This window comes from Streptomyces mexicanus, from assembly GCF_902506575.1.
In the GTDB taxonomy this organism is placed as follows: Bacteria; Actinomycetota; Actinomycetes; order Streptomycetales; family Streptomycetaceae; genus Streptomyces; species Streptomyces mexicanus.
Genome location: NZ_LR732544.1, coordinates 7,154,286 through 7,159,421 on the forward strand (window position 1 = coordinate 7,154,286; position 5,136 = coordinate 7,159,421).

General features: G+C 70.6%; 4 protein-coding genes. All 4 read right to left on the bottom strand.

Going from position 1 to position 5,136, the window contains the following annotated elements:
• Positions 1-898 (bottom strand): ABC transporter ATP-binding protein (locus GV126_RS31900; RefSeq protein WP_159673111.1); only part of this gene is annotated, 898 nt, incomplete at its 3' end.
• Entirely contained in the window at positions 895-1,848 is a 954-nt protein-coding gene (locus GV126_RS31905; RefSeq protein ID WP_159673113.1) for an ABC transporter permease, read from the bottom strand. The genes GV126_RS31900 and GV126_RS31905, both read right to left, overlap by 4 nt.
• Positions 1,845-2,924 carry an ABC transporter permease gene (locus tag GV126_RS31910; RefSeq protein WP_419796058.1) on the bottom strand — a complete coding sequence of 360 codons (1,080 nt, stop codon included), beginning with the start codon at positions 2,922-2,924 and terminating at the stop codon, positions 1,845-1,847. The genes GV126_RS31905 and GV126_RS31910 overlap by 4 nt, the downstream gene beginning before the upstream one ends.
• Before the next feature lie 13 nt (positions 2,925-2,937).
• Positions 2,938-4,833, bottom strand: a complete 1,896-nt coding sequence (locus GV126_RS31915) for an ABC transporter substrate-binding protein (protein ID WP_159673115.1) — start codon at positions 4,831-4,833, stop codon at positions 2,938-2,940.
• Between the last annotated feature and the right edge of the window lie 303 nt (positions 4,834-5,136).

Consider the following 5,136-nt stretch of genomic DNA (forward strand, 5'->3'; position numbering starts at 1 on the left):
GCACCTGGTCCTCGGTGCCGCACACCTCCAGCGCGACCGGGCAGCGCGGATGGAACGCGCACCCGGACGGCACCGCGGCCGGATCCGGCGGGTCGCCCGGCAGCCCGCGCGGCGCGAACCGCGACGCGGGGTCGCCGATCCGCGGGAACGCCCCCGACAGCGCCCGGCCGTAGGGGTGCCGGGCGTCCTCGTAGACCTGCCGGGCCGGGCCCTCCTCGACCACCCGGCCCGCGTACATCACCGCGAGCCGGTCGCAGGTGTCGGCCAGCACGGCCAGGTCGTGACTGATCATCATCAGGCCCACGTCCTGCTCGCTGACCAACTCCTCGATCAGCCGCAGGATCTGCGCCTGGATCATCACGTCGAGGGCGGTGGTGGGCTCGTCGGCGACGATCAGCCGCGGGTCGCAGGCCAGCGCCATCGCGATCATCACGCGCTGGCGCTGCCCGCCGGACAGCTCGTGCGGGTACGCGTTCGCCCGCGCCGCCGGCAGCCCCACCTGCTCCAGCAGCTCGCCGGCCTTCTTCTTCGCGCCCGCCGGGGTGGCCTTGCGGTGCAGCAGGATCGGCTCGGCGATCTGGTCGCCGACCCGGTGCACGGCGTTCAGGGAGTGCATCGCGCCCTGAAAGACGATCGACGCCCCCGCCCAGCGGACCGCGCGCACCCGCCCCCACTTCATGGCGAGCACGTCCTCGCCGTCCAGCAGGACCTGACCCTCGACCCGGGCCCTGGCCGGCAGCAGCCGCAGCAGCGCGAGGGCCAGCGTGGACTTGCCGCACCCGGACTCGCCCGCGATGCCGAGCTTTTGGCCCGCGTCGAGGGACAGATCGACGCCCCGGACGGCGGCCGCGCCACCCGGGTAGGTCACCCGCAGATCCCGTACCTCCAGCAGGCTCATCGCGCCACCCCCAGCCTGGGGTTGAGAACGGCCTCCATCGCGCGCCCGCACAGCGTGAACGCCAGCGCGACCAGCGCGATCGCGATGCCCGGCGGCACCAGGTACCACCAGTCGCCCGAGCTGACCGCGCCCGCCTCCCGCGCGTCCTGCAGCAGCCCGCCCCACGACACGACCGTCGGGTCCCCGAGCCCGAGGAAGGCCAGGGTCGCCTCCGCCAGGATCGCCGAGGAGATGATCAGCGTCGTCTGCGCGAGGATGAGCGGCATCACGTTGGGCAGCACGTGCCGGGACATGATGTGCCAGTGCCCGCCGCCGAGCGCCTTGGCGCGTTCGATGTACGGCCGTGACTCCACCGCCAGGGTCTGCGCGCGCACCAGCCGGGCGGTCGTCGGCCAGGTGGTCACACCGATCGCGAGGATCACCGTGCCCAGCGACCGGGACAGCACGGTGGCCAGCGCGATCGCCAGCACCAGCGTCGGCATCACCAGGAACCAGTCCGTCACCCGCATGATCACCGTGGCGTACCAGCCGCCGAAGTGCCCGGCGGTGATGCCGATGACCGCGCCGATCGCCACCGACAGCACGGCCGCGAGCAGCCCCACCAGCAGCGAGACGCGCGCCCCCCAGATCACCAGCCCCAGCAGGTTGCGCCCGAACTGGTCGGTGCCCAGCGGGAACTGCCCGCTCGGGCTCTGCAGCGGCCGGCCCGGCGCGCCGGTCACGCTCGCCACGTCCGACCCGACGGTCAGCGGCGCGGTCAGCGCCAGCAGCGCGAACAGCACCAGGGCGGCGAGCCCGAACATGCCCGCGCGGTGCTTGCGGTACTCCGCCCAGAACCGTGCGGCGGAGGCCCGGCGGCGCTGCCGGGCGAGGGCGCGCGGACTGCGCGTCGCGGCGCTCCCGGCGGAAGCGGTGGCCGTAGGGGGCTGCGGTGTCTTGGCGGTCGTCATCGGCCCACCCTCGGATCGAGCAGCGGATACAGCAGGTCGGCGAGGGTGTTCATGACGATCACCGCCGCGGCGAAGACGAAGAACAGCCCCTGCACCAGCGGCAGATCGGGCACGCTCAGCGCCTGGTAGAACAGCCCGCCGAGCCCCGGCCAGGAGAAGACCGTCTCGACGAGGATGACTCCGGCGACCGTCCGGCCCAGATTGATGAAGATCAGCGTCACGGTCGGCAGCAGCGCGTTGGGCACGGCGTGCCGGCGCCGCACCAGGTCGTCGCGCAGGCCCTTGGCCCGGGCGGTCGTCAGATAGTCGCCGCCCATCTCGTCCAGCAGCGCCGACCGGGTGACCAGCAGCGTCTGCCCGTACTCCACCGCGACGAGCGTCACCACCGGCAGGACCAGATGGTGCACGACGTCGACGACGTGCGCGAAGCCCTCCTTGCCGCCCGACTCCATGCCCCCGGTCGGGAACAGGCCCGGGATCGGACCCACACCCACCGACAGCACGATGATCAGCAGCAGTCCCAGCCAGAAGGACGGGATGGAGTACAGGGTCAGCGCCAGCCCGGTGTTGAGGCGGTCGCCGAGCCCGCCGTGCCGCCAGGCCGCACGGGTGCCCAGGAAGATGCCCAGGGCGGTGTAGAGGACGAAGGCCGTGCCGGTGAGCAGCAGCGTGTTCGGCAGCGCCTCGGTGATCTTGTCGATGACGGGCACGTGGAACTGGTACGAGGTGCCCAGGTCCCCGGTCAGCGCCTTGCCGCAGTAGTCGGTGAACTGCTGCCACAGCGGCAGATCGAGCCCGAACTCGCGCCGGTAGGCGGCGATCTGCTCCGCCGACACCGGGCGGCCCCCGGTCATGACCTTCACCGGATCGCCCGGGATCAGCCGGAACAGGAAGAAACTGGTGACGAGCACGGCGAGCAGCGAGATCGCCGCACCGGCCAGTTTGCCCGCCGCGTAGCGCAGATACGCGGCGGCGGTGCGCGCCCGCGGCGCGCGCCCGGCGCCCGCCGGCCCGGTGACCTCCGGACCGGCGACGGCCGTTCCCCCGACCATCGAGGGGGTTGCTTCAGCGGTCATGGTGCGTGCCTGCCTACTCGCGGTCTTCGGCGGTGGAGCGGCGGCGCACCGCGAAGAGCACACCGAGTCCGGCCACCACCACGACACCCACGACGATCCCGATGACGACCCCGGTGGAGGACGAACCGCCCGAGGAGTCGGAGGAGTCGGCCGGCACGGCCGACCACCAGCTCCAGTAGCCGTCCTGCCCGTAGATGTTGCCAGCGGCCGACGGCATGGTGGTGATCGACTTGATCTGGTCCGTGCGGTAGGCCTCCACCGCGTTCGGGTAGGCCATGACGTTCATGTACCCCAGGTCGTACAGGCGCGACTCCATCTGCTTGACGATGTCCGCCCGCTTGGCCGGGTCGTACTCGGCGAGCTGCTTGGCGTACAGCTCGTCGTACGTCTTGTCGCAGATGAAGTTGTCGGTGGCGCCGGTGTCCTTCGGGGTCTGCGGGCGGGCCGCGCAGGTGTGGATGGACAGCACGAAGTCGGGGTCGGGGTTGACGGACCAGCCGTCGAAGGCCAGGTCGTACTTGCCGGCCAGCCACGGGTCGGTGACGTTGTCCAGGCAGTCCAGGGTGACCCCGATGCCGAGCTTGCCCCACCACTCCTGCAGGTACTTGCCGACCGCCTTGTCGTTCGGGTCGGTGGCGTGGCACAGCACCCGGTAGTTCAGCGGTTTGCCGTCCTTGCCGACGCGCTTGCCGTCGCCGTTCTTCTTGTAGCCCGCCTCATCGAGCAGCTGCGCCGCCTTCGCCGGGTCGTACGCCAGCTCCTGGCTCGCCGAGGGCTTCCAGAAGTACTGCGCGAAGCGCGGCGGGATGTAGCCCTGGCCCTCGACGGCGTGGCCCTGGAAGACCTTGTCGATGATCGTCTTGCGGTCCACCGCCATGAACAGCGCGTGCCGCACCCGCTGGTCCAGCAGCGACGGGTCGCCGTCACCGAACTTCTGGCCGTTCTTCGCCTGCGCGCCCGGGTTGGTGGCCAAGGCGTAGAAACGGCGTCCAGGGGCGTCGTTGACGTGGATGTTCTTGTCGCCCTTGAGCGAGGCGGCCTGCGCGGGCGTCAGCGAGGGCGAGCCGGCCACGAAGGAGACCTCGCCCTTGCGCAGGGCGGCCACCGCGGCGTCCTGGTCCTTGTAGTAGCGGAAGACCAGCTCGTCGAACTTCGGCGCGCCGCGCCAGAAGTCCTTGTTGGCCTTCAGCCGCACATAGCTGTCCGCCTTGTAGCCGGTGAGGACGAACGGCCCGTCGCCGACGATCGGGAAGGTCTTGTCGTTGTTGAACTTCGAGAAGTCCTTGACCTTCTCCCATATGTGCTTGGGCACGATCGGCACGTCCAGCGCCGTCATCGTGGCCTGCGGCTTCTTCAACCGGATCACCAGCTGGGTGGGGCTGGGCGCGGTGACCTTCGCGAAGTTGCCGACGAAGCTGCCGTTGGCGGTGGCGGCACCGGAGTCGGTCATCATCTTGGTGAACGTCCACGCCGCGTCCTCGGCGGTGACCGGCTGCCCGTCCGACCACTTCACCCCGGAGCGGATCGTGTACGTCCACGTCAGTTTGTCCGGCGAGGGCTCCCACTTGGTGGCCAGCGCGGGGACGGGATGGGCGTCCTTGGGGTCGTAGTTGGTCAGGTACTCGTACATCAGCCGGCCGATGCTCGTGCTGACCAGCTTCACCGCCAGGAACGGGCTGAGCGAGTCCACGCTCTGCGCGACGGCGACGGTGAGCACCTTGTCGCTGTGCTCGCCCTTCTCGGCCTGCGCCGCGCGGGCCGGCTGCGCGGCCGCGGTCATCGGGGTCGCGAGCCCGGAGGCGAGGGCGAGAGCGGCGGCGCCCGCGGCGGCGAGCAGCCGCGTCCTCCTCCGGCCGGGGCCGGTGCGTGCTCTGCCTCTGCCTCTGCCGTGCTGATCGTGTGTGTTCATGGCTCGGTGACCTCGCGTCGTCGCTCGCGAGGACGGTGGCGCGTCCCGCGCGAGGCGGTGGGAACAGGCTTGAACGAACTCGAACGGGCTGAACCGGCTTGATCGGATGAACGTCGGCGGAATGAAGTGTGTGTCTATCAGCGGCAGTCTGCGCGCGTCAACGGTGTGTCAAACCCCATCTGGCCTGCGGAAATAACAAGTTGACCGACCTGACACCCCCATTGGTGGAGACCTCTGACGCCTTGCTGGTGAGAGCGTGGCGGCGAAATCCGGTGGGTCGGGGGGCGGGGAGAGAGGTGGATG